We start from the raw sequence: 26,540 nt of genomic DNA, 5'->3' as shown, positions 1-26,540 counted from the left end.
ACGGTGGCGGTGCTCGGCGCGGTGCTCGCCACCGGCGCCGACTTCGGCGTCTCCGGCCGGGCGTTCGCCGGTGACCTGCTGGCGGTGGTCGGCGGCCTGTTCGCGGCCGTCTACACCGCCTTCGGCGAGCGGGCCCGGGCCACGATCAGCACCACCACCTACACCACCGTCTGCTACGGCGTCTGCGCGGCGATCCTGCTCGTGGTGTGCCTGGCCGGCGGGGTACGCCTGCACGGCTTCGACGGCGCGACCTGGCTGGCGATCCTCGGCCTGGTGGCGGGCGCCCAGCTGCTCGGCCACTCGATGTTCAACTACGCCCTGAACCGGGTCTCCGCGACCACGGTCAGCGTGCTGATCCTGCTGGAGGCGCCGGGCGCGGCGCTGATCGGCTGGGTGTGGCTGGGGCAGTTGCCCCGGCCGCTGGCGCTGCCGGGCCTGGCGCTGCTGCTGGCCGGCGTGGCAGTGGTGGTGCTCGGCGGAGCACGGGCCGGCCGTCGGGCCGCCCCGGTCGCGGCACCGGCCGACCCGACACCGCTCGGCGACTGAACGACGCGGCCCTCGCGCCTGAGCGCGGCCACCGAGCACGAGCGGGCCGCCGCGCCGGTCGGGGCGAAGTCGCGCCGTTCCGGCCACCGGGCCGTCCGGTTTGCACGAAAGTGCTCAGGGTGGGGGCGGACCGGGACGAAGCGGCGGAGGCGGGGACCGTCGTCACGCCCTCGGCCGAGTTCCCGCCGCTCGGCGACGAGGAACGGGCGGCGCTCGGCCGGATCGGTGAGCGCTGGCGCGGCCCGCGCCGCGCCGACGACCTGCCGGTCGACCCGACGCTGGGGCGGCACGACCACCACCCGGCGCCCACCCGATTCGGCCGGCTGGCACCGATCGACATGTTCACAGTGGCGCAGCCGGACGAGCTGGTCGCCACCGGTGCGGCCGACCTGCCCGGCGACCGGGCCGGCCGGGCGGCCACCCGGTTACGCCGGGCCCTGCTCGGACCGCCGCTGTCCAGCGCATCGGTGCTGTACGAGCGGATGCGCAAGCTGGTCGCGCTGCCGGTGCTCTCCTCGGACCTGCTCAGCTCCGTGGCGTACGGGCCGGAGGCGATGCTCGTGGTGCTGGTGCTGGCCGGGAGCGCCGCGCTCGGGCTGGCCCTGCCGCTCGCAGCGGTGCTGGTGGTGCTGATGGTCGCGGTCGGCCTCTCCTACCGGCAGACCATTCCGGCCTATCCGCACGGCGCCGGCTCCTACATCGTCGCGGGGGACAACCTCGGTCGTACGCCGGGACTCGCCGCCGCGGCCGGGCTGATGCTCGACTACGTGCTGACCGTGTCGGTGTCGGTGGCCGCCGGGGTGCACGCGGTCACCTCGGCGCTACCAGGTCTCAGCTCGTGGGCGGTGCCGCTCGGGGTGCTGGTGATCGCCCTGCTGCTCGCCGGCAACCTGCGCGGCGTACGCACCGCCGGGAACATCTTCGTGCTGCCCACGTACGCGTTCGTGGTGGTGCTGGTCGCGGTGCTGGCGGTGGGGTACGCCAAGGCCGCCTCGCGGGGTTTCGCGCCAGTGCCGCCGCCGTCGGTGCCCGCCGCCGAGGGCCTGGGGCTGCTGCTGGTGCTGCGGGCGTTCTCCTCCGGCGCGGTGTCCATGACCGGCATCGAGGCGGTCTCGAACGCGGTGCCCGCGTTCCGGCCGACCGAGTGGCGCAACGCCCGCACCACGCTCGGCTGGATGGTCGCCATGCTGGTCACGCTGTTCGCCGGCCTGGTCGGGCTGATCCACCTCGACGGCCTGGTGCCCCGGGCCGACGAGACGCTGCTGTCCCAGCTCGGCCGGATGACGTTCCCGAGCGGGCCCTGGTACGCGATCCTCCAGGCCACCACCGCGTTGATCCTGCTGCTGGCCGCGAACACGGCGTTCAACGACTTCCCCCGGCTGCTGTTCTTCATGGCCCGGGACGGGCACGCGCCGCGCCGGTTCCTGCACATGGGCGACCGGCTGGCGTTCAGCAACGGGCTGGTGGCGCTGGCGCTGACCGCCGCGGTGGTGTTCGTGGCGTTCGGCGGGCACACCGAGCGGCTGATCCCGCTCTATGCGGTCGGCGTGTTCCTCGCCTTCACGCTGTCCCAGACCGGGATGGTGGTGCACTGGCGGCGCCACGGTGGGCCGGGATGGCGCCGCCGGCTCGCGGTCAACGCGGTCGGCGCGACACTCTCCGGGCTGGTGCTGCTGACCGCGGCGGTCGCCAAGTTCACCGAGGGCGCATGGGTGGTGGTGCTCGCCATGCCGCTGCTGGTGCTGCTGTTCCGCCGGATCCACGGGCACTACGCCCGGCTGCACCACGCGCTGGCGCTGCACCCGCCGCCGTCCGCGCCGCCCGCCGAGTGCGACGAACTGCCCCAGCAGGTACGCCACCTGGTGGTCGTGCCGGTGGCCCGGCTGAACCGGGCGTCGCTGCGCGCGCTGGCGTACGCGACGTCACTCGGGCGGCCGACGCTCGCCGTGCACCTCGCTCCCGAGGAGGCCGAGGCGGACCGGTTCCGGGAACAGTGGCGGGCCTGGGGAGACCACCTGCGGCTGGAGACGATCGTGTCGCCGTACCGGTCGGTGATCGGGCCGCTGGCGCACTACCTGGAGGCGCTGCACGCCGCGAGCCCGGACCTGACGCTCACCGTGATCGTGCCGGAGGTGGTGCTGCGCCGGCGGCGGTACCGGCTGCTGCACAGCCGCGCCGAGCAGCGGCTACGGGTCGCGTTGCGCGCGCTGCCCGGCGTGGTGGTCACGAGCGTCCCGGTGCACGTGTCGCGGTGACGCTCAGACGTCGCGTACCTCGAGCACGCGGGTGACGGGCGCGGCGTCGCCCAGCTCGGCGCGCAGCGCGACGCGGTCCGGGTCGACCAGGAACGCGTCGAGCCCGGCGCGGGCGGCGAACCGGATGACGTGCACCTCGGTCTCCCCGTCCCCGGTGCGCAACCGGCGTTCCAACCGGCCGCCGTGCCGGCCGAGCAGCGCCAGCACCGCGTCCTCGTACCGCCGGCCGGCGTCCACGTCGGCGCTCAGGTCGACGAGCGCGACCAGCAGGACTTCTTGCTTCGCGGTCATGTGTCCCCTCGGTGTCGTCAGGCCTCGACGCCGACCGCTTTCGCGCTGGCCGTCCAGAGCCGGGCGGCCAGCGCCGGGTCGGCCGCCTTGGGCCGGGGCCGGTGCGGCTTGCGGTCGGCGTAGTAGCCGCCGTCGGTCAACCGGGACGGATCCTGGCAGGCGAGCCAGACCAGCGTCTCCGCGCCCTTCTCCGGGCTGCGGAACGGCAGCAGCCGCATGCCCAGCGCCACGATCCGGCTCTCGTTGCCGAAGCGGGTACGCACCACGCCGGGGTGGAACACGTGCGCCGGCACCTCCGGCCAGCGCCGGGCCGCCTCGGCGGTGAACAGGATGTTGGCCTGCTTGCTGGTGCCGTACGCGCGGAACGGCCGGTACGAGCGCAGCGCGGAATTGAGGTCGTCCGGGTCGAGCACTCCGCTGCGGTGCGCGTCCGAGCCGGTGACCACCATGCGCCGGATCCGGTCTCGCAGCAGGTTGCTGAGCAGGAACGGGGCGAGGTGGTTGGCCTGCATGCTCAGCTCGAAACCGTCGACCGTGGTGATCGGTTCCAGCACGATCGCGCCCGCGTTGTTGGCGAGCACGTCGATCCGGTCGTACCGCTCGCGCAGCCGTTCGGCGAGCCCGCGTACGTCGTCGAGCACCGCGAAGTCGGCGCGGAACAGCTCCGGCTGTTCGCCGCAGCACTCGCGGACGCGCTCGCCCGCGGCGCGCAGCCGGGCCGGGTCGCGGCCGACGAGCACCACCTGGTCGCCGCGGCGCGCCAGTTCCTCCGCGGCGGCCAGGCCGATGCCGGAGCTCGCCCCGGTCAGCACCACGATCCGACGCTCAGTGAGATCTTCCACAGGTCCATTCACCCCGGTCACGGCACGAGGTTACCGTGGCGTCACCACGCCCTTTGGGATCGTTAAGTTCTCGAAATCCACCGCTGCGCCGGCGCCCGCGCCGGACGCTGGAAGGAGCGCATCCATGACCGCTGTCGGTCGCCCCCGCCGATCCTGCCTGGCGGTACCCGGCTCCAGCGTCAAAATGCTCGGCAAGGCCCAGGGCCTCCCCGCCGACCAGGTCTTCCTCGACCTGGAGGACGCGGTCGCGCCGCTGGCCAAGCCGGACGCGCGCAAGAACATCGTGGCGACGCTGAACGAGGGCGACTGGGCCGGCAAGACCCGGGTGGTCCGGGTGAACGACCTGACCACGCCGTGGACCTACCGGGACGTCATCGAGGTGGTCGAGGGCGCCGGGGCGAACCTGGACTGCATCATGCTGCCGAAGGTGCAGAACGCCGAGCAGGTGCACTGGCTGGACCTGCTGCTCACCCAGATCGAGAAGACGCTCGGCCTGGAGGTGGGCCGGATCGGCATCGAGGCGCAGATCGAGAACGCGGCCGGGCTGGTGAACGTGGACGCCATCGCGGGCGCCTCGCCCCGGGTCGAGACGATCATCTTCGGGCCGGCCGACTTCATGGCCTCGATCAACATGAAGTCGCTCGTGGTCGGCGCGCTGATCCCGGACTACCCGGGCGACCCGTACCACTACATCCTCATGCGCATCCTGATGGCCGCGCGGATGCACGACAAGCAGGCCATCGACGGTCCGTTCCTGCAGATCCGGGACGTGGACGCGTTCCGCGAGGTGGCGAAGCGCTCGGCGGCGCTGGGCTTCGACGGCAAGTGGGTGCTGCACCCCGGCCAGATCGACGCGGCGAACGAGGTCTACTCGCCGGCGCAGGCCGACTACGACCACGCCGAGCTGATCCTCGACGCGTACGACTACTACACCTCGGAGGCGGGCGGGAAGCTCGGCGCGGTGATGCTCGGCGACGAGATGATCGACGAGGCGTCCCGCAAGATGGCGCTGGTGATCGCCGCGAAGGGCCGGGCCGCCGGCATGTCCCGTACCTCCACGTTCACCCCGCCCGCGTCCTGACCGCGCGCCGGGCCGCCCCGAGTTCGTGGGGCGGCCCGCCGGGTTCAGTAGGTCGTGCTGCCGTAGCCGGACGATTCCTGGTTGGCCGCCCAGACAATGAGGATCACGATGGCTGCGGTGGCCAGCACGGCCAGCACGGTGGAGATCCAGCCGACGATGATGCCTGCGGTGGCGAAGCCCTCGCCGCCCTCGCCGCGTTCCCTGATCTGCTTACGGGACACGTGGCCGAGGATCGCGCCCACCACGCCGATGTAGCCGCCGAGGCCGTAACCGCAGAGGCCGAGCGCGCCGATGATCGAAACGATCATCGCGGCGATGGCCAGGCCGTTCTGCTTCGGTCCGGAGGGGTACCCGTATCCGGGATAGCCACCTGGGGGCGGGTACGCACCCGGCTGCGGATAGGCGCCCGGCGGGTAACCGGCCGCCGCGTACGGGTCGGCGGACTTCATGCCGGCGTACGGGTCGGGGGACGCGTACGGGTCCGCCGAGGTGGGCTGGGTCGGGATGGGGTTGCCGGCCATCGGCGTCATCGGGTCGGCCGGCGGGCTCGACTGCTGTCCGGCCGCCAAGGGGTCCTGCCAGCCACCGGACGGTGGGGGATAGGTCATCTGATCATCTCCAGGTACGTGGTCGCGCTCAGGGTAGCCATCCGGCGCGCGACACGGACGCCCCCTTTCCGGCCACCGCGTTGCCCGTGGGGTCGGCACCGGGCAGGATCCTCGGCATGGCACTTGACGCGCGTGGGGGTCGGTCGCGACGGGACATGAGCCGGCCGGGGTCGGTGCGGCGCCCGCGCGGCGGTGAGCCGGTCGGGGCCGCCGACTCCGAACAGCCGGTGCCGCTGCCGGAACCGGCCACCATGCGCCTGGACGGCCGGGTCGCGCTGGTGACCGGCGCGGGCAGCCCCGACGGCATCGGGTACGCGACCGCGCGCCGCCTGTCCGACCTGGGGGCCCGGGTGGCGATCGTGTCCACCACCCGGCGCATCCACGAACGCGCGGGCGAGTTGGGTGTCACCGGTTTCGTCGCCGACCTCACCGACGAGTCGGAGGTGGGCGCGCTCGCCGACGCGGTGGCCGAGCAACTCGGCGACGTCGAGGTGCTGGTGAACAACGCGGGCCTGGCCAGCCGGGCCAGCCCGGAGGTGCTGCGGCCGGTGGCGCAGCTGACGTACGACGAGTGGCGCGGCGAGATCGACCGCAACCTGACCACCGCGTTCCTGTGCAGCCGCGCGTTCATCGGCGGCATGGCCGAGCGGGGCTGGGGCCGGATCGTCAACCTGGCGGCCACCGCCGGGCCGGTCAACGCGCTGCCCACCGAGGCGGCCTACGCGGCGGCCAAGGCCGGTGTGGTCGGCCTGACCCGGGCGCTGGCGATGGAGATGATCGCCGACGGGGTGACCGTGAACGCGGTGGCGCCGGGCATCATCCACACCGCGGCGTCCACCATGGCCGAGATCAAGCAGGGGCTCGGTACGCCGGTCGGGCGCCCCGGCACGCCGGACGAGGTGGCGGCGGCGATCGCGTTCCTCTGCTCGCCGGCCGCGTCGTACATCACCGGGCAGATGCTCGTGGTCGACGGCGGCAACAGCGTCCGGGAGGCGCAGTTCCGCTGACCGTCAGTAGCCGCTGGTGTCGGAGTTGGCCCAGAAGGCCAGCCCGATCCAGCCGCAGCAGACCAGGATGCCGATCACGGTGAAGATGTAGCTGAGGATCAGACCCCAGTTGGCGAGCTGGTCGCCGTCCTCGCCGGTCTGCCGGATCTGCCGCTTCGCCAGGTGGCCGCAGACGATGCCGGCGGGCGCGAAGACGAACGCGAAGACGAGCGACAGGATGGCGAGCACGTTCGTGCCACGGGGTCCCGGCCCCTGGCCGGGCGGCCCGTACTGGCCGTAGGGCGGCTGCGGGGCGTACGGGGGCTGCTGGCCCCACTGCGGGTGCTGCTGGCCGTACTGCGGTTGCCCGTACGGCTGGCCGTGCGACGGCGGCTCGTACGGCGACGGTGGCTGCTCGTCACTCACGGGCGCCCCTTCCCCCAGGTCAACGGCCCTCTCTCTTGCGGACGCTACCCGTAGCGGTGAACCTTTTCACAGCGGTTGTGTGGACTGGTCACCTTGGCGCGGCCGGTCCCGGGACCGATACTGACCGAGCGTTCAGTTACCCATGAGTAAGGCGCCGACCCCGGAGGCTGAGATGGCCCGACTCGCCCAGACACCCGGACTGACCGACGTGCAGCGGTCGATCCTGGAAACCGTCCGGGAGTTCGCCGACAAGGAGATCATCCCGCACGCCCAGCGGCTGGAACACGCCGACGAGTACCCGAGCGACATCCTCGACGGCATGCGCGAGATGGGGCTGTTCGGCCTCACCATCGACGAGGAGTACGGCGGCCTGGGCGAGTCCCTGCTGACCTACGCGCTCGTGGTCGAGGAGCTGTCCCGGGGCTGGATGTCGATCTCCGGCATCGTCAACACCCACTTCATCGTGGCGTACCTGATCTCGCAGCACGGCTCCGCCGACCAGAAGGCCCGGCTGCTGCCCCGGATGGCCACCGGCGAGGTGCGCGGCGCGTTCTCGATGTCGGAGCCCGAGTGCGGCTCGGACGTCTCGGCGATCAAGTCGAAGGCCGTCCGCGCCGGCGACAACTACGTCCTCAACGGCCAGAAGATGTGGCTGACCAACGGGGCGTACTCCTCGGTGGTGGCCACCCTGGTCAAGACCGACACCGGGGCCGACTCGGTCTACGGCAACATGAGCACCTTCCTGCTCGAGAAGGAGCCCGGCTTCGGCGAGACCGCGCCCGGCCTGACCATCCCCGGCAAGATCGACAAGATGGGCTACAAGGGCGTCGAGACCACCGAGATGGTGCTCGACGGCGTCACGGTGCCCGCCTCCGCCGTGCTCGGCGGCGAGGAGAAGGTCGGCCGCGGCTTCTACCAGATGATGGACGGCATCGAGGTCGGCCGCGTAAACGTCGCGGCCCGCGCCTGCGGCATCTCGATCCGGGCGTTCGAGCTGGCGGTTGCGTACGCCCAGCAGCGCCACACCTTCGGCCAACCGCTCGCCAAGCACCAGGCCGTCGCGTTCAAGCTCGCCGAGATGGGTACGAAGATCGAGGCCGCGCACGCGCTCATGGTCAACGCGGCCCGGCTCAAGGACGCCGGCCAGCGCAACGACGTCGAGGCGGGCATGGCGAAGCTGCTCGCGTCCGAGTACTGCGCCGAGGTGGTCCAGGAGGCGTTCCGGATCCACGGCGGCTACGGCTACTCCAAGGAGTACGAGATCGAGCGCCTGATGCGCGAGGCCCCGTTCCTGCTGATCGGCGAGGGCACCTCGGAGATCCAGAAGACGATCATCTCGCGCGGCCTGCTCAAGCAGTACAAGCAGTAAGGGCCCGGCTCACCGCTCGGGCCGGCGCGCGGCCTGCTCGGCGGCGGGCAGGTGCCGCCGCGCGTGCTCGACCAGCGCCGTCGGGTCGTCGGCGTACAGCCGGATCTCCCGCACCGGCTCGCTGGGCCCCTTCGGCAGCCGCACCGACAGCGGCTCGCGCAGCACCACGTCGACCGCCGTCTGGCTGCCGACGCCGAGGTTGAGCACCGCCGGGTCGTCCGCGTCGTACTGGACGGCCCGGCTGGACGGCAGCGACCGGCGGCGGAGCGCCACCCGGGCGACCGCGTGCCACGGGATCGTGACGTCGACCGAGACGCCGTTGCGCACTCGCAGGCCGGCCTCGTCGACGACGTGCGGATGGATGCGGAGGCTGGCCAGCAACCCGATCATCCACAGCACACCCCAGAGGCCGAGCGCGATCGCCGCATGCCGCACGGTCGGCTGGTCGACCGTGTGCCGCAGGATCACGTCGAGGACCGGGATCTCGACCGTGGACAGGGCGATGAAGGCCAGCAGGATCGGCTGCACGCCGCCGACGTAGGCGTACGTCTCCGCGCCCGGGGCGACCGGATACGGGCGGCGCAGGATCCACCGGGTGAGGCTGCGCCACATGCCCCACTCGTACGCCACCGCACGCCGCGCCAGCCGGATGGCTCGCCTCATCGCGCACCCCCTTTTTCCAATACAACTGCAATGTAAAACGCGTGCCAGCGACATGTCAATGCAGTCGTATTGTGAAACCATGGGGGTATGCCGAAGCGGGTCGACCACCGGGAGCGTCGCGCGCTGATCGCCGACGCGTTGATGCGGGTCGCGGCCGAGCAGGGGCTGGAGGCGGTCAGCCTGCGCCACGTGGCCGCGGCGGCCGAGGTCAGCCCTGGGATGGTGCAGCACTACTTCCGCACCCGGGACGAGATGATGGTCTTCGCGCTCGCCGTGGTGCGCGAGCGCAACGAGGCCCGGATCCGGAGGGCGGTCGAGGCGCTCGGCGCGACGCCGGCACCCCGGGCGCTGCTGCGGGCCATGCTGGCCGAGCTGCTGCCGCTGGACGAGGACCGGCGGGCGGACGGGCGGGTGGCTCTGGCCTTCCTCGCCTACACCGCCGTCCGGCCGGCCGTGGCCGCCGCGCTGCACGACGAGACGGCCGCGCTGCTGACCTTCGTGGCCGGGCAGATCGCCGCCGGCTCACCGCTCGTCGCGGCCGGCCGGGTGGACCCGGAACGAGCCGCGGTCGGGCTGCTCGCCGTGATGGAAGGCCTCGGCATCTACGTGCTCGGCGGTCACTATCCGCCGGAGACCGCGTTGGCCGCGCTCGACGCCCACCTCGACCTGATCTTCGGGCCTGAACCGCCGCCCGGCGCCGTCAGCCGCGACGGGTCAGGCCGGCGGCGGCCCGCTCGACGATGAGGCACCGGTCCTCGACGTAGTCGAGGCCGCCCTCCTCGGCGATCCGGCGCGCCTCGTCCGAGAAGATCCCGAGCTGCAACCACACCGCCGGGGCGCCGATCGCGACCGCCTGCCGGACCACGTCGACCGCGTCGCGGGCCGGGCGGAACACGTCGACCAGGTCGACCGGGTGCGGGATGTCGGCGAGCGTCGGGTACGCCTTCTCGCCGAACAACTCGTCCACAGTCGGGTTGACCGGGATGATCCGCCAGCCGTGCCGCTGCATCTCCAGCGGCACGCGGTGCGCGGCCTTGCCCGGATCACGGGAGGCGCCCACGACGGCGATCACGGCGGAGTCGGCGAGGATCTGCTGAGCGGAACGCATTCCCCGAGACTAGCCCCGCCGGTGCGGGTTCCCCCGGTCGCTAGAGCAGGGAGAGCTGTTCGGCGGCCGGGGCGGGCGGCGGGGTCTCCGGCAGCCGCCTGTTGTCGCCGGTCTCGCCGCGGTGCAGCCCGTGCCGGCGTGCCGCCATCCTCACCCGGGCGGTCACCTCCCGCTGGTACGCCTGCGGCGCGTACGAGCCGGCCTGGTAGAGCTGCCGGTAACGGGGCACCAGGTGGGGGAACTCCCGGGCCAGCCAGCGGGCGTACCACTCCCGCGCTCCGGGCCGCAGGTGCAGCGGCAGCGGCGTCACGCTCGCCGCGCCGGAGGCGGCGACGGCCGCGACGGTGGCGTCGATCGACTCCTCGTCGTCGCTGAGGCCGGGCAGGATCGGCGCCATCAGCACGCCGACGGAGAAGCCGGCGTCGGTGAGCCGGCGGACCGCGTCCAGCCGACGGCGCGGGCTCGGCGTGCCCGGCTCGGCCGCCCGCCAGAGCACCTTGTCGACGAACCCCACCGAGTACGACAGCCCGACCCGGGTCACCTCGGCCGCCTGTCGCAACAGGGGCAGGTCGCGCAGCAGCAGCGTGCCCTTGGTCAGGATGGAGAACGGATTGGCGAAGTCCCGCAGCGCCTCGATGATCGGCGGCATCAGGCGGTAGCGGCCCTCGGCCCGCTGGTAACAGTCCACGTTGGTGCCCATGGCGACGTGCGCGCCGCGCCAGCGCGGGGCGGCCAGCTCGCGCCGGACCAGCTCGCCCGCGTTGACCTTGACGATCACCTTGCGGTCGAAGTCGGCGCCCGCGTCCAGGTCGAGGTAGGTGTGGGTGTTGCGGGCGAAGCAGTTGTGGCTGACCACGCCGTTGGCGATGAAGTCGCCGGTGCCGGTGGTGATGTCCCACAGCGGAAGCTCCAGGCCGAGATCCTCCACGGCTGTCACCTGGAGTCGCGCCGCGCACTTGAGCGCCATGCCCTCGATCGAGCGCCGGGCGGTGACGGCCGGGTCGGTGAGGTGGAAGAAGCGCAGCCGCTCCGGCAGCCCGCCGGTCAGCCGGAGCTGGCGCGTCGCACCCGGGGCGCCCGGCACGTCGAGCGCCCACCGGAAGTCGAAACGCTCCAGCGCGCCGGCCGCGCGGGCCCGGCTCTCGTCGTCGGCGACGCTGATCCGGAACACGCCCCGGTGGCATGTGCCGGCGGCGTCGAACATGCCGGCCAGGTAGCCCAGCGCCCAGTCGTCGGTCGGCTCGTCGGGTGGCTCGCACAGCCCGGTGACGGCCTCCGCCGGGCCGGCTGTGCGTACCACAGTGGTCGTCGCCCGACGCCCGACGCGGGCGACGGTGGCCCGCTCGACGGTGACCCCCGCGTCGGTCAGATAACGCTCTGCCCGGTCCAGCGCCTCGGACTCGGCGGTGGCCAGCCGGAACCGGGTGTCGCGTCGATGACCGGAGGGGTCGTCGTCACGAACCAGGGCGTGCAGGTAGCCGCGGCGGTAGTCGGCCGAGCGCTTCGGCGCCACCGCGAACCGGCCGGTGCCCAGCAGCCGGTTGCGGGTGGTCAGGTGCGGACGGCGCCCGCCGCCGCGCATGGTCCCGGTGACGTGCTTCCAGCCGCGTTCGGTCAGGAACCGGTGGTCGCCGCTGGCGACGAGCGTGGTGCCGTCGGCCAGGGTTACCCGGTAGGCGCGCTTCACAGTGGACCACTTGTCGAGCACTGTCGTCACGACGTAGTGGCGGTAGGCGCCGCGCCGCCGGGTGCCGTAGATCCGGTCGCCGGGCTCCAGCTCGCTGATCGCCTTGGTGCGGCCGTCGGCCATCAGGATCGGTGTGTCGCCGCCCAGGCAGTAGACGCAGGCGTGCGAGCAGCCCCGGTAGGGGTTGATCGTCCACTCGAACGGCACGCGCGACTGGCCGGGCACCCGGTTGATGATCGACTTGGCCTGGACCTCGTAGAAGGTCATGCCGGCGAAGTCCGGGGTGTCGAACGTGCGGGTGACGGCGCCGGGCAGCGCCAGCGGCAGGGGTGGAGCCGCCGGCGCCGCCCGATCGGGAGTCCCCTCGTCCGGGGGAGCGGAGAGGTTGTCCCAGCGCATGGCGTTCATTCGAACATGTGTACGAACAAAGTGCAAGCCGCCCGGTACGAGAAACGCCGCCGGCCGGTGCCCGGAGCGGGGCACCGGCCGGCGGCGTCTGGAGCGTCAGTGGTTGTGCTCGGCCAGCTTCTTGCGGACGTCGTCCATGTCCAGCGCCTCGACCTGCTCGATGAGGTTCTCCAGCGCCGACTCCGGCAGCGCGCCCGGCTGGGCGAAGACGATCACACCGTCACGGATAGCCATGATCGTCGGGATGGAGCTGATGTTGAACTTGGCTGCCAGCTCCTGCTGCGCCTCGGTGTCGACCTTGCCGAAGGCGATCTCCGGGTGCTTCTCCGAGGAGCGCTCGTAGACCGGGGCGAAGCGCTTGCACGGGCCGCACCAGTCCGCCCAGAAGTCGAGCAGGACGATCCCGTCGCGCCCGGTCACCTCGTCAAAGTTGGCCGTGGTCAGCTCAACCGTTGCCATTTGCTCTCTCCGATCACCGCGGATTGTCGTACGTCCGGTGGAACCAGGGTCAGTCCGTCCGAATTCCCGTCGCGGGGGTGACGAAACGCTGAGCGCCCGGACGGTGACCCTGGGCACATCGAACACCATCTGTTCGGCCCGCTCGTGCGGAACGCAAATGCATGCCGCACTTGCGTGACGGGATGTGATGGGAGCGTTTCCAAGGAGATCACGCTCTGTTTCTGCTACGTATCGGTAACTTCGGGCCTGACGAGCATCTATCCGGCCTGCGGAGATCGCTTACCGACCTCGTGTCGGTTACTTTGAGTAGTGTTACGAAAAGATAAATGTGACCTCCGTCTCTGTCGGTGCCGGGTGGTCGTACGGCAGAATTCTTCGCATCAGAGCGTGGGCGGCGGGTGCCGGGGAGGGCCCCGCCGCTCATTGCGTCCGGACCTCGGTAGCCCCCGGTGTGACATTTCCGCCGGGCGAGCGCCCCGTCCCTCGCCTTAACAAGCGATAAGGCATGCTGTGCCGAACTCCATCGCCGCCCGTGAAGGGGACAAGGATGCAGTTCGGCCGCTACTACGAGGAGTTCGAGGTCGGCGCGGTCTACCGGCACTGGCCGGGCAAGACGGTCACCGAGTACGACGACCACCTCTTCTGCCTGCTCACCATGAACCACCACCCGCTGCACATGGACGCGCACTACGCCGAGTCCGCCTCGCAGTTCAAGCGCAACGTGGTGGTCGGCAACTACATCTACTCGCTGCTGCTGGGCATGTCCGTGCCGGACGTCAGCGGCAAGGCGATCGCCAACCTGGAGATCGAGTCGCTGCGGCACGTCGCGCCGACGTTCCACGGCGACACCATCTACGGCGAGACGACGGTGCTGGACAAGCGGGAGTCGGCCTCGAAGCCCGACCGCGGCGTGGTTGCGGTCGAGACCCGCGGCTACAACCAGGACGGCACGCTCGTCTGCGTGTTTCGCCGCAAGGTCATGGTCCCCAAGAAGGAGTACGCGGCCGCCGCCGTCCCGGACGGCGTCGACCCGGAGCGCCCCAGCTTCCCCGAGCCGCGCTGACCTGAGACTCTCCGGCCACCGGGCCTCGTTCTCCGTTCGGCGGGGACGGGGCCCGGACCTCGTCCGGGGGCATATGCTCGGGCTGGAGGTGCCCATGAGCCACTCCGTAGCCGGAGAGCCGCCTTCCGCCGGTCGCCGCGCCGCACCACTCACCACCGCCGCCTACTCGGCGGCGGAGTGGGACCTGCTGACCGACCTGCCGGGCCGCGTCCTCGTCGCCGCCGCCTCGCCGGGGCCCGGGCGCCCGCCGCGCGGCGTCGCCGCCGGTCTGGCCGGCCTGGACGCGGTGGCCGCCGGCCGGGCCTTCGACAGCGATCTCGTCCGCGCCGTGGTGGCCGCGATCTACGCCCGCCACGACGGCGCCACCGAGCGGGACGAGCGCCTGACCGACCTGGTCGACCTGCTGGCCGCCGCCCGGGCCGCGGTACGGGTGCTGCGCCGCCGGGCCGACCCGGCCGACTCGGCGGCGTACCGGCAGTGGGTGGAGTCGGTGGCCGCCCGGGTGTGCCGGGCCGGGGAGACCACACCGAGCCCCGCCGACACGCGTTTCCTCGACCGGCTGGGCGGCGCGCTCGACCTGCGCTGACCGGGGACGCCGCCGGGCCGTACCCTCTGCAGACCGTGACCGACGACCAGCTCGACGTGGGTGTGGGGCCGTGGCCCGGTGACCCGCCGGACGACCCGCGCTACGACCCGGAGCTGCTCGCCGCCGGAGACCGGCGCAACGTGGTGGACCGCTACCGCTACTGGCGGCGCGAGGCCGTGGTGGCCGACCTGGACCGGCGCCGGCACGACTTCCACGTGGCGATCGAGAACTGGCAGCACGACTTCAACATCGGCACCGTGGTCCGCAACGCCAACGCCTTCCTCGCCGCCGAGGTGCACATCGTCGGACGGCGGCGGTGGAACCGGCGGGGCGCCATGGTGACCGATCGCTACCAGCACGTCCGGCACCATCCGACGATCGAGGAGTTCGTCGCGTGGGCGCGCGACGAACGGCTGGCGGTGGTCGGGATCGACAACCTGCCCGGCTCCCGGCCGATGGAGACGGCCGTGCTGCCGCGCCGATGCGTGCTCCTGTTCGGTCAGGAGGGGCCGGGGCTGTCGGCGGTGGCCCGGTCGGCCTGCGACGCACTGTTCTCCATCGCCCAGTACGGCTCGACCCGGTCCATCAACGCGGGTGTGGCCAGCGGCATCGCCATGCACGCCTGGATCCGGTCGTACGCCGGGCCGCCGCCGGACTGAAACGCCGCGTGGGTCCACCGCCGGACGGAAATCCCACGCTCGTCGGCCCGCCCCGCTTGACGCCTCGCGGGTCCGGGGCGACGGTGAGGGTGTGACTGTCGCGGTGAGTTGTCCGAGATGTGCGGGCCCGGTGCGCGAGCCGGACCTGATGCACGCCGAGCACCGGTGCGTACGCTGCGGCCCGGTCGCGCCGCTGCACGTGCCGGAGCACATCAGCGCCGAGATCATGGCCAGCGTGGTGGACCGGATGGCCGCCGACCCCGACCCGGCCGACCGGCTCCGGATGCCGCTGTGGTGTCCGTGGCCGCTCCCGCCGGGCTGGACGCTCACCGGCGTGGCGTGGGCGGGCGACGACCGAGCGGGCGTACGGGCGACGCTGGTCGCCTGCGCCGGACCGGCCCCCCTGGACGGTGGGCCGGCCGACCTGATCTTCGTCGCCGAGGAACCCGGCGTCGGCCTCGGTTCCCGCTACGCGGGACTGCCCGGACCCGACCCCGGCCCGCAGGTGGAGGAGGCGCTGACCGATCCCGGCCCTGGTCATCCCGAGCGGCTGCCGCACGCGAAGATCCGGGTGGACGGTCATCCGACTCCACTGTGGCTCGTCCGCTCCGAAACAGATCGAAGCGCGTACGCCGGCGAGGCTCGGGGAATGTGGCTCCATGCGATAGCCTGGCCGGCGAGTGCGGGTCACCTCCTCGCGGAAGAAGTCGTGCTGCACGACCTCACCGAGTGGACACCACCCGAACTCGTGTACGGCGCACCATCTCCGTACCTGCACGGGCGGGCCTGACCGGCTCGCCACGGCGAGTCGGAGAGCGGACGCAGATATTCACGGTAAGACACCATGCTGATACTCTGGGTGCCGCTGCGGTAAACGGACCCGGCGCCGCGCGAGAGGATGGCCCGCTATGGTCAAGAAGGTCCTCACCTGGGCCGGCATCGCATTCTTGATCTTCTTTGTTGCGTACCGGCCCAACTCTGCCGCCGACGTCTTCAAGTCTCTCGGCGGCGGCATCATGGACATCGCGCAGGGCTTCGGCGACTTCTTCACCAACCTCGTCGCCTAGCCGCCCATGGGAAGCCCCTCCGGTCCACCCTTCGACCCGGACGACCCCGACCGGGCCCGCCGGGAGCGCGACACCGAGCCGATCCCCCGGATCGACCCGGACGACCCTCCCAGCGCCTACGGCCCCGGCCCCTACGGCGGGGATCCGGACGACGCCGGCTACGGCGGCGCCTATGCCGGCGAGGGGCGCTCCAGCCGCGCCTGGGCGCGTGACCCGGAGGGTTTTCCGGAGCAGCCCATCTCCGAGGAGGAGTTGGCCGGGCTGCGGGCCGACGCCACCGGCATGGCACCGCGCCGGGTGCTGCCGCTGGAGGACGAGCCCAGCTCACTCGTCGCGCGCTACCTCTTCCCCACCGAGCGCTACCGGGGCGAGTGGAAGCGGCACTGGATCCATCTCACCACCCCGATCATCGTCGGCGTCGCGGCCACGTTCGTGCTCGGCTACCTTTCCGGCTTCCTCGCCGGTCGGGACGTCGGCGCGCTGACCACTGTCGCCGTGCTGCTCTGGTTCGGCGTGATGGGCTGGGTCGCCTGGCGGGTCGCCGACTGGTGGTACGACCGGTTCATCCTCACCAACAAACGGGTGATGGTGGTCGCCGGCATCATCACCCGGCAGGTCGCGATGATGCCGCTCACCCGGGTCACCGACATGAAGTACGAGCAGAGCCCGACCGGCCGCGCCCTCAACTACGGCACGTTCGTGCTGGAGTCCGCCGGCCAGGAACAGGCGCTCCGGGTGATCAAGAACCTGCCCAACCCGAACGAGCTCTACCTGCGTGTGGTCGAGGAGATGTACGAGCCGCAGGCGGTCGAGGCACGGCTGGGCAAGGAGGCCGACGAGGCCAAGGCCGACGACGGAGCCTGAAGCTTTTCGTCCGAACATCGGATGACTGCACACCTTCCGCCATCGACCCGACCGGCCCGGCCGTGGCATTCTGCCAGGCAGGACGGGGGGAGATGAGCGTGGTGAGCAGAGATCCGCTGGAGGAGGAGTTCCGCGAATTCGTCGCGGCCCGGTCCGGCGCACTGCTGCGCACCGCGTACCTGCTCGCCGGTGACTGGGCCACCGCCGAGGACCTGCTCCAGACCGCCCTGACCAAGACCTACCTCGCCTGGAAGCGGCTCGGCGGGATCGACGCCATCGAGCCGTACGCCCGCCGGGTCATGGTCAACACGTCCACCAGCTGGTGGCGGCGTCGCTGGCACGGCGAGCGCCCCACCGAGGTGCTGCCGGAGCGCGCCGGTGTCGACGAGATCGAGCAGCAACTCGACCGGGACGCGCTCTGGCGGCACCTCCAGGCGCTGCCGGCCCGGCAGCGGGCGGTGCTGGTGCTGCGCTTCTACGAGGACATGTCCGAGGCGCAGACCGCCGCGCTGCTGGAGATCTCCCCGGGCACGGTCAAGAGCCAGACCTCCCGGGCGCTGAACACGCTGCGCCGCCGGCTCGGCTCCGAAGCGGCCCTGAGCCTGCCCACGCCGGCCGACGCGCCCGCGGCGAACCCGTCCGCCCCGACCGCGCCCGCAGCGGCCCGCCGGTCCGTCCCGCCGGGCCGGGGTGCCGAGCCGACGGGTACCCCGGTGCGACGGCCCGCCGCCCGGGTGCCCCGACCGGTCCCACCCACGGCTCCGGCGCGCCCCGCGGTCCCGATCCCGGCGGAGAGCCGATGAGCGGCACCGGGCACCACTGCGACAACCGGACGGGCAGCCCGGAGCGTCCATTCCCCGTGAGCGACGACGAGCTGGAGCGGGCGCTGCGGGAGACCCTGACCCGCCGCGTCGCGACGTCCCGCCCGCTGCCCGCCGACCCGGCCGGCGAGATCCTGCGCCGGGCGCGGCGCAGGGGCCGGCGACGTACGCTCACCGGCCTGGCCCTGGCCGGGGTCGCCACCGTGTTCATCACGACCGGGGTGGCGCAGTTCAGCGCGTCCGGCGTCGACGGCGGCACGCCCACTGTGGTGCTCGGCGACCCGCCCGTCCTCTTCCCGTCCCCGGAGCCCTCCGGGCCGTCCTCGATCACCCGTTTCGGGCCGGTCCGCACCGAACTCGACCTGCTCGTCGGTGACCGGCTGGACACCAGCGGCGGCGAACGGCGACAGCTGCCCGGTGTGAGCGGCGTCGAACGGGCCCAGCGGATCCACGACCAGGAGGGCTGGCTGCTCACCTCGGCGGCCACCGTCGCCGGCCGTACCCTCTGGTGGGCGCCGGTCGGTGGCGCCGCGCCGCAGGTCATGCTCGCCGCCGCGGACGCGGTCGCGGTCTCCCCGGACGGCCGCCAGGTGGCCTGGCGGGACGGCCCCGACGTGATCGCCGCCGGTGTGGTCGCCGGCCAGCTCATCGCGCCGGTCCGGACCGCCGCGCCGGACGGCGCCGTGCCGGTCGGCTTCGCCGGCGACTCCGTGCTGATCCAGCACTCCGGCGACGGCGGGATGAGCGTCTGGGACCGCGCGCTGGGCGGGCAGCCGGGCCCGGTGAACCCGGACGTACGCGCGGTCTACGGCACCCGCCCCGACGGCCGGGTGGTCGCGCTGGTCGCCGCCGGCCGGGATCAGCAGCACTGCCTGGCCCTGCTCGACCCGGCCCGCGACCTCGCCCCGGTGCGTACCGGGTGCGGCCTGAAGCTGGCCACCGACGGACTCGGCGCCGTCTCCTCCGACGGCCGGTGGCTGCTCGCGAACGGCACCTCGCGCACCGCCCTCCTGGTGGACCTGGCCGACCCGGCCAGCCCGGTCACCCACCCGGCCGGCCCGGTGCTGGCCGCCGGCGTGGCCTGGACCCGGGGCGGCGTGGCGCTGCACGTGGACGCGAGCGGCGGGCTGGTCCGGGTCAAGCCCGAGCGGGTGCTGGCCGGTGACCGGCCCACGGCCTCGAAGGTCGAAGGGCTGGCGCCGGAGGACCACCCGGTGGTGGTGGCCGACGTCCCCACGGTGCCCGACGGGGCGTAGCGTCGGGCGGGTGAGCGTCCCCGCCCGCATCGACCTGCACACCCACTCCACCGCCAGCGACGGCACCCTGACGCCCGCCGAACTGGTCCGGGCCGCCGCCGACGCGGGGCTCGACGTGGTGGCACTCACCGACCACGACACCACCGCGGGGTGGGCGCCGGCCGTCGCCGCCCTGCCGCCCGGCCTCACCCTGATCCGCGGCGCGGAGATCTCGTGCCGCTGGTTCGGCGCCGAACCGGCGATCCCGCTGCACCTGCTCGCCTACCTGTTCGACCCGGCCGAGCCGCACCTGGCCGCGGAGCTGGCCCGGGTCCGCCGGGCCCGCGAGGAACGCGGCGAGCGCATCGTCCGGCTGCTCCAGGCCGACGGCATCCCGGTGAGCTGGACGGAGATCCTGACCGGCGCGGGCGGCGGCACCGTCGGCCGCCCGCACATCGCGCAGGCGCTGATCCGCGCCGGTCTGGTCGCCACCACCACCGAGGCGTTCGGACCGGACTGGCTCGGCGAGCGGTACCGGCTGCCGAAGGACGACATCGAGGTGTTCCAGGCGGTGGCGCTGGTGCGGGCGGCAGGCGGCGTGCCCGTCTTCGCCCACCCGAAGGCCAGCCGGCGCGGCCGGATCGTGCCGGACGAGCTGATCGCGGACCTGGCGGCGGCCGGCCTGGCCGGGCTGGAGGCCGACCACGAGGACCACGACCCGGCCGAGCGGGAGCACGTCCGCGGGCTCGCCGCCGACCTGGGACTGCTGGTCACCGGCTCGTCCGACTTCCACGGCACGCACAAGACCGTGCGGCTCGGCGCGTACACCACCGGGCCCGAGGCGTACGAGCGGATCGTCGCGCTGGCCCGCGGGGTGACCCCCGTCGCTTCAGGCTGAAGCGCTCCGACGGCACGGCTACCGTGTGCGCGTGGATCTCAAGCTCTTCGGCGAGGTCTTCGTGACCCTGCTGGTGATCGTCGACCCGCCCGGAATGATGCCCATCTTCCTCGCGCTGACCGGGCCGCTGCCCGCACGCGACCGGAACCGGGCCGCCTGGCAGGCCGTGGCGCTGGCGCTCGGGGTCATCGTGATCTTCGCGGTGGCGGGGCAGACGATCCTGGCGTACCTGCACGTCGACCTGCCCGCCCTCCAGGCGGCGGGCGGCCTGCTGCTGATCCTGGTCGCGCTGGAGCTGCTGACCGGCAAGGCGGACGACCCGAGCCAGCAGGTCACCTCGAACATCGCACTGGTGCCGCTCGGCACCCCGCTGCTGGCCGGGCCGGGTGCCATCGTGGCGACCATGCTGTTCGTGCAGCAGGCCGGCGGTCCCGTCGACTACCTGGCCATCGGGCTGGCCATCGTCGCGGTGATGGTGACCGTCTGGGTGGTGCTGCGCTTCTCCGGCGGGATCGTCAAGGTGCTGCGCCCCGGCGGCATCGAGGTGCTGACCCGGATCGCCGGCCTGCTGCTGGCCGCCATCGCCGTGCAGCTCATCGCCGACGCGATCGCCGCGTTCGTGACCCAGTACCTCAACAACGCCTGAGCGCTTCGTCCGCTGTCGTACCGGGGTGGCAGGATCTCAGGGGTGCGACGACCGTCAGCAGCCGGCCCCACCGGCTCCCGGGCTCCCCGACCCCGCGCCGAGCAGGCCGAGCAGCTCGGGTTCGAGGGCATGCCGGAACGCCTGTTCGTCTGCACCCCGAGCAAACTCGGCGCGTACGCGGACTGCCCCCGCCGCTACCGCTACGCCTACGTGGACCGGCCCGCGCCGCCGAAGGGCCCGCCGTGGGCGCACAACTCGCTCGGCGCGAGCGTCCACACCGCGCTGAAGAACTGGTACGCGCTGGCCCTCGACCGCCGCCGCCCCGAGGTGCTCGGCACGCTGCTCAAGGGCACCTGGGTCCGCGAGGGCTACCGCGACGACGAGCAGGAGCGTGACGCGTTCCGGCGCGCGCTGACCTGGCTGGAGAGCTACGTGGCGGGCCTCGACCCGGCCGACGAGCCGGTCGGCGTGGAGCGGGTCGTCGCGGTCAAGACCGCTGTGCTCGCGTTCAACGGCCGCACCGACCGGATCGACTCGCGTCCCGGCCCGGACGGGCGGCCCGAGCTGGTCATCGTCGACTACAAGACCGGCCGCACCGGGCTCGACGCCGACGACGCGCGCGGCTCGCAGGCGCTCGCGCTCTACGCGTACGCGGCCGAGCGGGTGTTCCGCAAGCCGTGCCGCCGGGTCGAGCTGCACCACCTGCCCACCGGCACTGTCGCCGCCCACGAGCACACGCCGGAGTCCCTGCACCGGCAGCTCACCCGCGCGGAGGACACCGCCCGCGACATCATGGCCGCCGAGCGCGCGGTGGCCGACGGCATCGACCCCGACGCGGCGTTCCCCACCGAGCCGGGTCCGCGGTGCGGCTGGTGCGACTACCGGCGTACCTGCCCGACCGGCGCGCAGACCCCGGGCAAGGAGCCCTGGTCCGCCGTCGAGCGGTTCGCCGAGCCGCAGTGAGTGCGCGGCGCCGTCACGCCGCGGTCAGGCGGGCGGCGCGTTCCTTGGCGGCCTGCTGCAACGGGCCCTCCCGGTAGCGCCGGGGCACCGCCGCCAGCGCCAGTCGCAGCGCCCGCGCGCTCAGGTCCGCCGACAGCGCGGTGGTGGGCAGGCCCAGCCCGCCGTAGAGCCGCAACGCCCACGGCGGCAGCATCCCCAGCGCGGTGGCCGCGATCCCCAGGTACGCCCAGCGCGGCGGCCCCAGGTTCAGGCCGACCCGCGCCGGCAGGCTGACCTTCCACGGGATCGGCGGCGCGGTCAGGAACAACGCGGTCTCGGCCGCCTCCCGGGTCATCCGCAACTGCGGGCGTACGTCCCGGTAGTAGTCAGCCACCTCGGCGGCGGTGCCCGGTACGTCGTCCGGGTCCAGCCCGACCAGGGCCGCCGACCGGCGCTGCTCGGTGTAGTAGCCGTCCACCTCGTCGTCGGTGAGCGCCAGACCGGCACGCCGGGCGGTGCTGACGAACGACTCGACCTCGGTGACGTGCACCCAGCGCAGCAGCTCCGGAGCGTCGACGCGGAACTCCTCACCGGTGAACGGGTCGGTGGCGCGCATCCGGGCGTGCCGCGTACGCAGCCGTCGCCCGGCCGCCTCCGCCTCGGCGGTGGTGCCGTAGATCGTCGTCCCCACGTAGTTCGCCGTGCGGACCAGCCGCCCCCAGGCGTCGGTGCGGTAGTTGCTGTTCTGCGCGACGCCGGCCATCGCGCGCGGGTGCAGCGCCTGGAGGTAGAGCGAGCGCAGGCCGGCGACGATCAGGATCGGTTCCTCGTGCACCTTCCACGTGACCGATCCCGGACCGAAGAGGCCGAGATCTTCGGTGTCCACCGATCAAGAGTGCCACGCGCCGTCGCCGGGCGTCCTCGGTGCGGCCGTCAGTCGTGGGTGCGGCCGTCCTCGGCCGCCGGTCAGTCGTCGGCGGAGCGCCGGGACCGGCAGGCCGGGCAGAGGCCCCAGAAGGTCACTTCCGCCTCGTCCAGCTCGAAGCCGTGCGCCACGTTCGGGTCCAGGCAGGGGGCGCTGCCGACCGCGCAGTCCACGTCGGCGATCTCACCGCAGCCCCGGCACACCACGTGGTGGTGGTTGTCGCCGACCCGCGCCTCGTACCGCGCGGGACTGCCGGCCGGCTCGATCCGGCGGGACAGCCCGGCCCGGGACAGGGCGCCGAGCACGTCGTAGACGGCCTGGGTGGAGACCGAGTCGATCCGCTGGCGGACCCGCCGGGTGATCTCGTCGACCTCCAGGTGACCGCCGGCGGAGAGCACGTCCAGCACGGCGAGACGCGGCCGGGTGACCCGTAGGCCCCTCGACCGGAGCAGCTCCTCACCTGTGGACATGGATCCATGACAGCACGGGGCAGGCGGGCCGACAAGCGAGCGTTGTCCACCCGTGGCCGGGGCCACAGGTGAACCGGTGCCGCCGCGCTCGCGTGTATCGAGACAGACGGCGTCACGCCGTACGCTGAGCGCGCCAAACCACCCACTCGCCGGAGGTGTCGGTGTTCAGGGAAATCAACGGTCTGCCGGTCCATGTGCTCGTCATCCACGCGGCGGTGGTGCTGGTGCCGCTGCTGGCACTGCTCGCCGTCGGGTACGGGCTGCTGCCCCGCTGGCGGCACCGCCTCGACTGGGCGGTCGCGGCGCTCGCCGTGGTCACCCCGATCGTCGCCTGGGTGGCGACCGAATCAGGCGAGGAGCTGGAGGAGGCCCTGCGCGCGAAGGGTTACCCGCCGGACCGGCTCCAGCAGATCAGCGAGCACGCCGAGTACGGCGACACGCTGTTCTGGTTCGCGCTCGGGCTCGGCGTCGCCGCGCTGCTGCTCGTGCTGTCGACCAGCCGCCTCGTCGCCGGCCGGAACCTGCCCCGCTGGCTCCCGGTGGTGCTCACCGTCGTGGTGGCGGTGCTCGCGGTCTTCGCGCTCGTGTACGTCTACTGGACCGGTGACAGCGGCGCCAAGATGGTCTGGGACGGCGTCGTCTGACCGGCGCGGGTCAGAACAGCACCCGCGAGCACAGCAGGCAGGTGAGCAGGACCAGCACCACGGCGACGGCTGCCCCGATGCCGTAGGTGAGCCGTTGCGCGCGCTGCTCCGCCTGGTCCATCGCGGCCATGTCCTGCGGCGGCAGCCGGCGGGGCGGTGACGGCTGCACGTGTACCGGTGGCCGCCAGCCGGGTGGCGGAGGCGTGCTCGGCGGCGGTCCCGCGTACCCCGAGGGAGGCGGGCCACCTCCGGGCGGGCCCGGCCACGCGCCACCGGCCACCGTCCAGCCGCCTGCCGCCTCCGGCCGGGCCCACGGGCTCTCGGTGGCCGCCTCACGTGACCACGGGCTGGCGTTCCCGGCCGCCTCCGGCGTCTCCGCCGCTCCGGCCGCCTCCGGCGTGTCTGCCGCTCCGGACGCCTCCGGCGTCTCCGCTGTTCCGGCGGCTCCAGCGGTGTCGCTCCTGTCGGTGACGGCTGGGTCTGCTGCCGGGGTGCTCTGCTCGGGCTGCCCGGCGGTCACGGCCGGCTGCTCGGTACGGTCCGGGTCATGGCCCCCGCCGGGGGCACCGACGCCACCGGGCCGGAAGCCAGGACCGGCCGGGCGGGCGCCCGCGCCGTCCCTGGGGACCGCCGTGGAGGCGTTCTCCCCGGCTGTGGCCGGTTGCTCCGGGCGTCGCCAGGTCTCGTCGTCGGGGCTGCCACCGCTCGGCGTCGTCACGCCGTCCGACGCTACCAACGCCCCGGCCGGTCGGCCGCCCGACGCGTCGATCACCGCCACCCCGGCCCTCGCGCCCGGTGGGTGGCGTTCCGGCGGCTCCCGGCCCGGTACGGCCGGGGCTCGGGACGATCCGGCCGGTCCCGGGGATCCAGCCGGTGGCTCGTTCGGCGGTATCGTTGCTGCTCGTGACCGACCCCGCCATCCGGGCACCGCGCGACGACGACGACCGCGTGGTCGACCTCAGCGACGACTTCGTGGTGCTGCCCGAACAGACCAGCGACGACACCGACCGCGGCTGGGGCGAGCGCCCGGGCGGCAACGACGACTGGCTGCTCGCCGAGCGCCCCCCGCACTGGGGCTGATCGGCGCCGCCCCGAGGCTGACGCCGGGCTCACGTCAGCCGCGTACCACCACGGCGAAGCGACTGCCCTCCGGCAACCCGACCGCCCGCCGGGCCTGCTCCGGCGGCAGCGCCAGGTAGAGCGCCGAGGAACCGTCGACCGCTCCGGTGGCGCCGACCACGTCGAGCACCAACGCGCGCGGAGCCAGCAGCGTCGGGTCGGGCGAACCGCCGGCCGGCACGACGAGCAGGTCGACGCGGGCACCCGGGCGCAGCACCGCGAGGGCGGCCGGCTCGGCCAGCCGGATCGGTACGCCCACCGCACCGGCCGGCAGCGCGCGGATACCGCCGGACGGCGACGCCATCGCCGAGGCGGACGGCAAGGCGCGAGGTGGCGGGCAGGACGGCGGCGTCTGGAGCACCGCCGCGGCCAGGCCCAGCAGCACCGCGACGAGCGTCACCCGCAGCAGCGTCCGGCGCCGGGGCAGCCCGCGCCAGTGGACCGGACGCAACGTCGCCTCGCCATCCGTCACCGCTGCCTCCCGCCGCCGGCCAACCGTCCGACGCAGGCTAGGCCCGCCCTGACGCCGTTCGCCGCCCCGCAGCTCGCGCCTGTGGATAACCCGCCGTCCTGTGGACAACCGATCCGTGCGGGGGCGTCGCGGTGAAGAACGGGCCAGCCGGGAACGCCCGTCCGCTACCTGCGCCCCGCAACGGGCAACCAGCAACGCGGCTGTCCTTGAGCGGGCGGCGACAGCGAAAGTGGCCGCCCGAGCGGCGGCAGCGAAACGTGGCCGCCCCCGAGCGGGGACGGCCACGTGTCGCGCGAGAAGGCTGCCTCAGGACGTGCTGGACGCCGCCGGCGCCTTGCCGGCAGTCGACCCCGACCCGGACCCGGACGAAGAAGACGACCCGGACGAAGAAGACGACCCGGAGGAAGAGGACGACCCGGAGGAAGAGGACGACGAGTCGGACGACGACGAGGACGACTCGGACTTGGCCGGCTTGCTCGTGGTCGAGGCGCCCTCGGAGCCGGACGAACGGGAGTCCGTGCGGTAGAAGCCGGAGCCCTTGAACACGATGCCCACCGAGTTGAAGAGCTTTCGCAGCCGCCCCTCACACGCCGGGCACTCGGTCAGCGGGTCGTCCGAGAAGGACTGCACCGCCTCGAGCTGGTGGCCGCACGCGGTGCAGGCGTACTGGTACGTGGGCACGTTCTCCTCCGGATCTTCGGCACGGCCTGTTGGCACTCGTGGTCTCCGAGTGCCAATGGTGCGTCATGACCCCCGGGTTCGTCCAGCGGAAGCGCCCGGGCCCACACCCGGGACCGCCACCAGCCCGTCCGCCGGAGTGATCACACAGTGCACCGGGCGGTCGTGCGGCAGGGCGGGCACCGCCTCGACCAGCTCGCCGTCGTGCAGCAGCGCCACGGTCGGCACTGTCGCGGGCACCCGGGCCAGCGCGCGGTCGTACGAGCCGCCGCCCCGGCCCAGCCGCACGCCCCGGCGGTCCACCGCGACCGCCGGCACCACGACCAGGGCGGCTCCGGCCACCGCGATACGCCCCCGGGGCGCCGCGGTCGGCTCGCGCAGACCCCGGCCGGCGGCGCGCAACGACCCCGGGCCGGTGTACGGGGCCCAGTCCAGGTTCAGGTCGTCGCGGAGCACCGGCAGCAGCAGTTCGGCGTCGGGCGGCAGCGCGGCGAGCAGCACGTCCGGCAGGTCGTCCCCGCCGGGCTCGGAGGCGACCGGCACGTACGCGCTCATCCTGGCCGGCCGAAGCCGGCGTACCAACGTCACCAGCTCGGCCTGGACGGCGGCCGCCGCCACCGCGCGGTCGGCCGCGGACAGCGACCGGCGCGCGGCGAGTAGCGCGATGCGCATCTCCCGCTTCGCATCGTGCGCTTCATCCGAAAATTCCGGCACGCAACACT

33 protein-coding genes and 1 pseudogene are annotated in these 26,540 nt (G+C 73.2%); 20 read left to right on the top strand and 14 right to left on the bottom strand.

Going from position 1 to position 26,540, the window contains the following annotated elements; translation table 11 throughout:
- Together F8279_RS13615 and F8279_RS30880 are read left to right on the top strand one after the other, a co-directional pair.
- On the top strand, positions 1–546 hold a 546-nt coding region (locus F8279_RS13615), incomplete at its 5' end, for a DMT family transporter (protein ID WP_151500116.1).
- A 119-nt stretch (positions 547–665) separates the two neighbouring features.
- Positions 666–2,801: an APC family permease gene (locus F8279_RS30880; RefSeq protein WP_305069405.1), complete on the top strand. Its 2,136-nt coding sequence runs from the start codon at positions 666–668 to the stop codon at positions 2,799–2,801.
- Positions 2,802–2,804: 3 nt separating this feature from the next.
- Here F8279_RS30880 and F8279_RS13605 read toward each other — a convergent pair whose 3' ends face one another.
- Both F8279_RS13605 and F8279_RS13600 read right to left on the bottom strand, forming a co-directional pair.
- Positions 2,805–3,092, bottom strand: a complete 288-nt coding sequence (locus tag F8279_RS13605) for a hypothetical protein (protein WP_091415088.1) — start codon at positions 3,090–3,092, stop codon at positions 2,805–2,807.
- Between the two features lie 17 nt (positions 3,093–3,109).
- Positions 3,110–3,934, bottom strand: coding sequence for an SDR family NAD(P)-dependent oxidoreductase (locus F8279_RS13600; protein WP_175438608.1), 825 nt, complete (start codon positions 3,932–3,934; stop codon positions 3,110–3,112).
- 124 nt (positions 3,935–4,058) lie between these two features.
- Here F8279_RS13600 and F8279_RS13595 point away from each other — a divergent pair, with 124 nt between their 5' ends.
- Positions 4,059–5,015 (top strand): CoA ester lyase, encoded by a 957-nt coding sequence (locus tag F8279_RS13595; RefSeq protein ID WP_091415094.1) that lies wholly within the window; start codon positions 4,059–4,061, stop codon positions 5,013–5,015.
- A gap of 44 nt (positions 5,016–5,059) precedes the next feature.
- Here F8279_RS13595 and F8279_RS13590 read toward each other — a convergent pair whose 3' ends face one another.
- Positions 5,060–5,623, bottom strand: a complete 564-nt coding sequence (locus F8279_RS13590; RefSeq protein ID WP_091415098.1) for a DUF4190 domain-containing protein — start codon at positions 5,621–5,623, stop codon at positions 5,060–5,062.
- 155 nt (positions 5,624–5,778) lie between these two features.
- Here F8279_RS13590 and F8279_RS13585 point away from each other — a divergent pair, with 155 nt between their 5' ends.
- Complete coding sequence (locus F8279_RS13585) at positions 5,779–6,630, top strand: SDR family NAD(P)-dependent oxidoreductase (RefSeq protein WP_225853265.1); 852 nt, start codon at positions 5,779–5,781, stop codon at positions 6,628–6,630.
- 3 nt (positions 6,631–6,633) lie between these two features.
- On the opposite strand, the gene F8279_RS13580 is transcribed toward F8279_RS13585, so the two are convergent.
- A complete protein-coding gene (locus F8279_RS13580) occupies positions 6,634–7,035 on the bottom strand; it encodes a DUF4190 domain-containing protein (protein WP_091415105.1) in 402 nt (133 codons plus the stop codon).
- Between the two features lie 172 nt (positions 7,036–7,207).
- Between F8279_RS13580 and F8279_RS13575 the strand changes: the two genes are divergently transcribed.
- On the top strand, positions 7,208–8,404 hold the full coding sequence (locus tag F8279_RS13575) for an acyl-CoA dehydrogenase family protein (protein ID WP_151500114.1): 1,197 nt from the start codon (positions 7,208–7,210) through the stop codon (positions 8,402–8,404).
- A 9-nt stretch (positions 8,405–8,413) separates the two neighbouring features.
- On the opposite strand, the gene F8279_RS13570 is transcribed toward F8279_RS13575, so the two are convergent.
- Positions 8,414–9,067: a hypothetical protein gene (locus F8279_RS13570; protein WP_091415108.1), complete on the bottom strand. Its 654-nt coding sequence runs from the start codon at positions 9,065–9,067 to the stop codon at positions 8,414–8,416.
- A gap of 87 nt (positions 9,068–9,154) precedes the next feature.
- Here F8279_RS13570 and F8279_RS13565 point away from each other — a divergent pair, with 87 nt between their 5' ends.
- Positions 9,155–9,811, top strand: a complete 657-nt coding sequence (locus tag F8279_RS13565) for a TetR/AcrR family transcriptional regulator (protein WP_151500113.1) — start codon at positions 9,155–9,157, stop codon at positions 9,809–9,811.
- Here F8279_RS13565 and F8279_RS13560 read toward each other — a convergent pair.
- The 3 genes from F8279_RS13560 to trxA form a co-directional block, all read right to left on the bottom strand.
- Positions 9,768–10,175, bottom strand: coding sequence for a CoA-binding protein (locus F8279_RS13560; protein WP_091415115.1), 408 nt, complete (start codon positions 10,173–10,175; stop codon positions 9,768–9,770). The two genes, F8279_RS13565 and F8279_RS13560, sit on opposite strands and share 44 nt — an antisense overlap.
- 40 nt (positions 10,176–10,215) lie before the next feature.
- The gene (locus tag F8279_RS13555) at positions 10,216–12,261 is read right to left on the bottom strand and encodes an intein-containing Rv2578c family radical SAM protein (RefSeq protein ID WP_151500118.1); all 2,046 of its coding nucleotides are present in this window, start codon (positions 12,259–12,261) and stop codon (positions 10,216–10,218) included.
- A gap of 105 nt (positions 12,262–12,366) precedes the next feature.
- Entirely contained in the window at positions 12,367–12,729 is a 363-nt protein-coding gene (trxA, locus tag F8279_RS13550; protein WP_091415120.1) for a thioredoxin, read from the bottom strand.
- A 547-nt stretch (positions 12,730–13,276) separates the two neighbouring features.
- On the opposite strand from trxA, the gene F8279_RS13545 reads away from it, so the two are divergent.
- The 11 genes from F8279_RS13545 to F8279_RS13500 all read left to right on the top strand — a co-directional run bounded on the left by F8279_RS13545 (position 13,277) and on the right by F8279_RS13500 (position 21,531).
- Positions 13,277–13,792, top strand: coding sequence for a MaoC family dehydratase (locus tag F8279_RS13545; protein ID WP_013283894.1), 516 nt, complete (start codon positions 13,277–13,279; stop codon positions 13,790–13,792).
- A gap of 94 nt (positions 13,793–13,886) precedes the next feature.
- The gene (locus F8279_RS13540) at positions 13,887–14,378 is read left to right on the top strand and encodes a hypothetical protein (protein WP_091416184.1); all 492 of its coding nucleotides are present in this window, start codon (positions 13,887–13,889) and stop codon (positions 14,376–14,378) included.
- Between the two features lie 35 nt (positions 14,379–14,413).
- Positions 14,414–15,037, top strand: coding sequence for an RNA methyltransferase (locus F8279_RS13535; protein ID WP_091415122.1), 624 nt, complete (start codon positions 14,414–14,416; stop codon positions 15,035–15,037).
- Between the two features lie 91 nt (positions 15,038–15,128).
- Complete coding sequence (locus F8279_RS13530) at positions 15,129–15,827, top strand: DUF6758 family protein (RefSeq protein WP_307800052.1); 699 nt, start codon at positions 15,129–15,131, stop codon at positions 15,825–15,827.
- 118 nt (positions 15,828–15,945) lie between these two features.
- Positions 15,946–16,104: a hypothetical protein gene (locus F8279_RS30290; protein WP_013283898.1), complete on the top strand. Its 159-nt coding sequence runs from the start codon at positions 15,946–15,948 to the stop codon at positions 16,102–16,104.
- Between the two features lie 6 nt (positions 16,105–16,110).
- A complete protein-coding gene (locus F8279_RS13525; RefSeq protein ID WP_091415127.1) occupies positions 16,111–16,968 on the top strand; it encodes a PH domain-containing protein in 858 nt (285 codons plus the stop codon).
- A gap of 92 nt (positions 16,969–17,060) precedes the next feature.
- Entirely contained in the window at positions 17,061–17,771 is a 711-nt protein-coding gene (locus tag F8279_RS13520; protein ID WP_151500112.1) for a SigE family RNA polymerase sigma factor, read from the top strand.
- A 56-nt stretch (positions 17,772–17,827) separates the two neighbouring features.
- Complete coding sequence (locus F8279_RS13515) at positions 17,828–19,045, top strand: hypothetical protein (RefSeq protein WP_225853264.1); 1,218 nt, start codon at positions 17,828–17,830, stop codon at positions 19,043–19,045.
- A gap of 10 nt (positions 19,046–19,055) precedes the next feature.
- Positions 19,056–19,922 carry a PHP domain-containing protein gene (locus F8279_RS13510; RefSeq protein WP_151500110.1) on the top strand — a complete coding sequence of 289 codons (867 nt, stop codon included), beginning with the start codon at positions 19,056–19,058 and terminating at the stop codon, positions 19,920–19,922.
- Positions 19,923–19,953: 31 nt separating this feature from the next.
- Entirely contained in the window at positions 19,954–20,568 is a 615-nt protein-coding gene (locus F8279_RS13505) for a MarC family protein (RefSeq protein WP_091416190.1), read from the top strand.
- Between the two features lie 129 nt (positions 20,569–20,697).
- Positions 20,698–21,531 (top strand): PD-(D/E)XK nuclease family protein, encoded by an 834-nt coding sequence (locus F8279_RS13500; RefSeq protein WP_225853266.1) that lies wholly within the window; start codon positions 20,698–20,700, stop codon positions 21,529–21,531.
- A 13-nt stretch (positions 21,532–21,544) separates the two neighbouring features.
- On the opposite strand, the gene F8279_RS13495 is transcribed toward F8279_RS13500, so the two are convergent.
- Positions 21,545–22,396: an oxygenase MpaB family protein gene (locus tag F8279_RS13495; RefSeq protein ID WP_091415144.1), complete on the bottom strand. Its 852-nt coding sequence runs from the start codon at positions 22,394–22,396 to the stop codon at positions 21,545–21,547.
- Between the two features lie 80 nt (positions 22,397–22,476).
- A complete protein-coding gene (locus tag F8279_RS13490) occupies positions 22,477–22,905 on the bottom strand; it encodes a Fur family transcriptional regulator (RefSeq protein WP_091415147.1) in 429 nt (142 codons plus the stop codon).
- Between the two features lie 161 nt (positions 22,906–23,066).
- Between F8279_RS13490 and F8279_RS13485 the strand changes: the two genes are divergently transcribed.
- Positions 23,067–23,549, top strand: coding sequence for a DUF2231 domain-containing protein (locus F8279_RS13485; RefSeq protein ID WP_151500109.1), 483 nt, complete (start codon positions 23,067–23,069; stop codon positions 23,547–23,549).
- A 10-nt stretch (positions 23,550–23,559) separates the two neighbouring features.
- Here the strand turns inward: F8279_RS13485 and F8279_RS13480 are convergent, their stop codons facing one another.
- Positions 23,560–24,267 (bottom strand): hypothetical protein, encoded by a 708-nt coding sequence (locus F8279_RS13480; RefSeq protein ID WP_151500108.1) that lies wholly within the window; start codon positions 24,265–24,267, stop codon positions 23,560–23,562.
- 185 nt (positions 24,268–24,452) lie between these two features.
- Here F8279_RS13480 and F8279_RS30285 point away from each other — a divergent pair, with 185 nt between their 5' ends.
- Positions 24,453–24,629: a hypothetical protein gene (locus F8279_RS30285; RefSeq protein ID WP_192580693.1), complete on the top strand. Its 177-nt coding sequence runs from the start codon at positions 24,453–24,455 to the stop codon at positions 24,627–24,629.
- Between the two features lie 34 nt (positions 24,630–24,663).
- Here F8279_RS30285 and F8279_RS13475 read toward each other — a convergent pair whose 3' ends face one another.
- On the bottom strand, positions 24,664–25,140 hold the full coding sequence (locus F8279_RS13475; RefSeq protein ID WP_151500107.1) for a flagellar biosynthesis protein FlgA: 477 nt from the start codon (positions 25,138–25,140) through the stop codon (positions 24,664–24,666).
- A 313-nt stretch (positions 25,141–25,453) separates the two neighbouring features.
- Between F8279_RS13475 and F8279_RS30595 the strand changes: the two genes are divergently transcribed.
- Positions 25,454–25,666 carry a hypothetical protein gene (locus F8279_RS30595; RefSeq protein WP_225853263.1) on the top strand — a complete coding sequence of 71 codons (213 nt, stop codon included), beginning with the start codon at positions 25,454–25,456 and terminating at the stop codon, positions 25,664–25,666.
- A 14-nt stretch (positions 25,667–25,680) separates the two neighbouring features.
- Here the strand turns inward: F8279_RS30595 and F8279_RS30590 are convergent.
- Both F8279_RS30590 and F8279_RS13465 read right to left on the bottom strand, forming a co-directional pair.
- Positions 25,681–25,821 (bottom strand): annotated as a pseudogene (locus tag F8279_RS30590) (FmdB family zinc ribbon protein); the annotation flags it as partial.
- Between the two features lie 63 nt (positions 25,822–25,884).
- The gene (locus F8279_RS13465) at positions 25,885–26,490 is read right to left on the bottom strand and encodes a 5-formyltetrahydrofolate cyclo-ligase (RefSeq protein WP_192580692.1); all 606 of its coding nucleotides are present in this window, start codon (positions 26,488–26,490) and stop codon (positions 25,885–25,887) included.
- Positions 26,491–26,540 lie beyond the last annotated feature (50 nt).

The organism is Micromonospora sp. AMSO1212t (assembly GCF_008868145.1).
In the GTDB taxonomy this organism is placed as follows: Bacteria; Actinomycetota; Actinomycetes; order Mycobacteriales; family Micromonosporaceae; genus Micromonospora; species Micromonospora tulbaghiae.
The sequence above is the reverse complement of the archived record's forward strand: the minus strand, read 5'-3'. Positions and strand labels throughout refer to the sequence as shown.